Genomic DNA, 3,805 nt, shown 5'->3' on the forward strand with positions numbered 1-3,805 from the left:
AGATGGCTTCACGACCTGAACCAACTCAACCTTATCAAACTGGTGCTGACGAATCATGCCTCTTACATCTCGTCCATACGAGCCAGCTTCGCTACGGAAACAAGGGGTATGACAAACAAATTTAAGAGGCAGTGACGCTTCGTCGACAATTTCATTACGAATCATATTCGTGGCAGGGACCTCAGCCGTTGGAATCAAGTAAAATTCTCGGTCCGCGTGCAGTTTAAAAAGGTCTTCTGAAAACTTGGGAAGCTGACCCGTACCAAACAACGACTCGTCATTAACGATATAAGGCAGGTAGGTTTCCTCATAGCCATTCTGGGTAATATGCGTATCCAACATGAATTGGGCTAGAGCGCGATGCAAGCGCGCGAGGCTGCCGCGCATCACTGCAAAACGAGAGCCGGTTAGCTTCGTTGCAGTTTCGAAGTCAAGCGTACCAAGCTGCTCTCCTAAAGCCACATGATCCAGAACCTCGAAATTAAACTCTGTCGGCTCGCCCCATTTTTTTACTTCGACGTTGTCCGACTCGTCTTCACCTTCTGGCACATCGGCATCGGGTATATTCGGCATCCCGACAAGTAAATCATTCAGCTCTTCTTGTAGATCCTTCAACTCGGCTTTTTTGGACTCAAGCTGCGCACCCATTTGATCCATTTCTGCGATCAACGGCGCGATGTCCTCGCCAGCCGCTTTTGCTTTACCGATGCCTTTAGAACGCGCATTTCTTTCACTTTGCAGATTTTCTGTTTCGACCTGCAAAGTCTTACGCTTCTCCTCAAGCGCTTCAAATGCAGCCACATCGAGCGAAAACTTTTTAATTTTTAGTCGACTAGCGACCGCCTCGGCATCGTTACGTATTAGTTTTGGATCCAGCATAATTCTTCTAAGTTGTTAAGGTTTCAAAAAAATCAATTAGGCGAAGCTCAGGCGAGTAACGCCAACGCCAAGCCACAATGCTCCGATGGACAGAATCACGGAGACGAATATGTATAACAAAGCCAGCGTGACTTCACCCTTCTCAAACAAATCCCACGTTTCGAGTGAAAACGCAGAGAATGTGGTAAACGCTCCGAGTGCTCCGGTCATTAGGAGTGGCTTTAAATCTGGACTGGTCAAGGCCTTTTCAACCACAACCACATAAGCGATGCCCATCAAAAACGAACCAAGGACATTCACACTCAAGGTACCAAAAGGAAAAAACCTAGCCCCAACCAGACTCACTACGGCATAGCGAAGAACCGCTCCCAGCGCCCCGGCTATTGCAATACTGATGATAATCTTCATGCTTATTTAAGTCGTTTAGTAATTGGGAAAGTGTACATACCTTAGGGCGCCATTTCACTATCAACTTGGACTTGCAGCTGATGCTTTAAACATTGTGCACACAAACAGGAAGTCTTGGAGTATCCGGATTTGCCTTTCATCGGCGGAAAGGTCATACACCAGCAGCTTGTTCCCGAGCTGCAAGAGCGATGCTGCGTTTTATCCTTATTCATGCAGCAGCCATTCGGCTCACCGCATGACGGACAACGTGACGAATCAGGACTTTGTGCTTTCAAAAAGCTGCGCATCCCGGTTTTTCTTTACAGAATCGGGCGAAAACACTTGCCCGCTCATTGCTACAAATACGCCAGATTCTTTGCTCTGCAAGGCACCAATCGCGACACCAACATTAAACAAGGCGTCAGTATCCATAAACCGTGCCGGCCTCATAGCTCCAGTAAACACGATCGTTTTATCCGTAATCTGACCCAAGCTAAGCGCACTATCCACCATTGTGTCGGTACCGTGCGTAACGAGCACCTTGTCTGCCTCAAGCCCAATGATGGTTCGTTTTAGTTCGTCACGATCCTGCTCGGTCAATTCTAGGCTATCTTTTCGACAAACCTCTTTCCTCTCGATCGTTAGCCCGGAGCCAATTCGTTCTAGAAGCATAGGGACAATCGATTCGACCACTTTGTAATCACTAAGCGCGTCAAAATAGTCCTTATCAATTGTGCCACCGGTTGTTACTAGCGCGATCTTCATCATCGTTTACCTTTTGAGCCTCGGCGGTTATTTTTTGAACGTCGACTTTCAAACTTCTTGGCATCTGCTTTTCGCGACGCTTTTACCTGGTCTTTTGCCGACAACTTACTACTCGGTGATGCAAATGGATTATCGCTTGTCTTGAATTCAAAACGAATCGGGGTTCCCTTCACTTTTAGAACCTTCCTGAAGGTATTTTCCAAATAACGCTTATAACTATCAGGTAGGTCATCGGTTTTTGACCCGTGCACAACAACCACTGGAGGGTTAGATCCACCTTGATGGGCAAACCGCAGTTTAATTCTTCGTCCACGAACAACAGGCGGTTGGTGATCGCTGACCGCGTCCTGTAGCAACTCCGTGAGACGCTTGGTCGGCCACTTAGCGAACGCGGAGGCATATGCTTGATCAATCGACTTGTACATGTCACCTACGCCACTGCCGTGCTTAGCTGATATGAAATGCGTATTGGCATAATCCATAAAAACGAGTCGACGTGAAAGCTCATTCTTGACCTTCTGTTTTTCTTCACCTGTCATGCCATCCCACTTATTGACGGCGATAACAATCGCCCGGCCAGCATCCATAGCAAAGCCAAGTAAGTGTAAATCCTGATCAACCACACCCTCTCGAGCATCGATCACCAATACAACGACATTTGAATCAGAAATTGCTTGCAAGGTTTTAACGATAGAAAACTTCTCTACTGTTTCCTTTACGTTTTTTCGTCTTCGCACGCCCGCCGTATCAATCAAGGTGTACGGCTTGTCGCGACGTTCATACGGTATGTAAACACTATCTCGGGTCGTGCCAGGTTGATCAAATACCACAACCCTATCTTCGCCGAGCAAACGGTTTACCAATGTTGACTTGCCCACATTTGGTCGGCCGATAATGCCGATACTGCAGCCGTGCTGCTCGTTATCCGACGCTTCATCAACCTCTGAAAAGTTGCTCAACGCGGAATTTACCAAGGAAGCAATGCCTCGATTTTGCGAGGCTGCAGTCAAATGATGCGTCGAAATACCAAGCTTAAAAAAATCAATCTCAACCGCTTGCTCGTTGAGGCCATCTATTTTATTGACCACAAGTTCACAGGGCTTTCCGGACTGCCGAATCGATTGCACAATCATCTCGTCTGCCGGTGTCAAACCATCACGCGCTGAAACGACAAACAGAACCAAATCTGCCTCATGGATAGCCAGGTATGACTGCTCTGCCATCGCGGCGTCGATACCTTCCTCTTCGCCGGACAAACCACCAGTATCAATCAAGATAAACTTACGGTCTTCAAACACGCCTTCGCCGTACTTCCTATCGCGTGTGAGACCGGGATAATCAGCCACGATCGCATCACGCGATTTCGTCATTCGATTGAAGAGCGTAGATTTACCGACATTCGGGCGCCCTACGAGGGCAATCACAGGTACCATTGAGGCCTTTCCAATTAAGGGGTTATACGATAAGTGTACAAGTCACCGGACCGAGTATAGACGTACAGCGTCGATCCAACGACCTTCATACGCCCCATTATACCATCACTATCAGGCCGGACCCTGCCAGCAATCGCACCGGAACCGACATCGAGGAGGTGAACGTAGCCTTCAAAATCCGCTACTGCAGCATAGTTTCCGAGTATTTCTGCACCACTTAATCGTCGATACTTGAGTGCCTCACTACGCCAAACCTCTTTTCCTGATGCGACGTCGAGACCATAAACAACGCCTTCAGAGTCGGTCACAACAAGGATTTCAGCTGCGCGCGATACCGCAAC

4 protein-coding genes and 1 pseudogene are annotated in these 3,805 nt (G+C 48.0%); all 5 read right to left on the reverse strand.

The window, feature by feature from the left end:
- A partial coding sequence (gene serS / locus A3751_RS20935; protein ID WP_068458775.1) for a serine--tRNA ligase occupies positions 1–879 on the reverse strand: 879 nt, incomplete at its 3' end.
- A gap of 36 nt (positions 880–915) precedes the next feature.
- Entirely contained in the window at positions 916–1,287 is a 372-nt protein-coding gene (crcB, locus tag A3751_RS20940) for a fluoride efflux transporter CrcB (RefSeq protein WP_068458776.1), read from the reverse strand.
- Between the two features lie 255 nt (positions 1,288–1,542).
- Positions 1,543–2,034: an asparaginase domain-containing protein gene (locus A3751_RS20945; RefSeq protein ID WP_068458777.1), complete on the reverse strand. Its 492-nt coding sequence runs from the start codon at positions 2,032–2,034 to the stop codon at positions 1,543–1,545.
- Positions 2,031–3,464, reverse strand: coding sequence for a ribosome biogenesis GTPase Der (der, locus tag A3751_RS20950; RefSeq protein ID WP_068458778.1), 1,434 nt, complete (start codon positions 3,462–3,464; stop codon positions 2,031–2,033). Before der ends, A3751_RS20945 begins: the two co-directional genes overlap by 4 nt.
- Positions 3,465–3,478: 14 nt before the next feature.
- Positions 3,479–3,805 (reverse strand): annotated as a pseudogene (locus A3751_RS20955) (PQQ-binding-like beta-propeller repeat protein); the annotation flags it as partial.

It is taken from the genome of Oleiphilus sp. HI0080, from assembly GCF_001635135.1.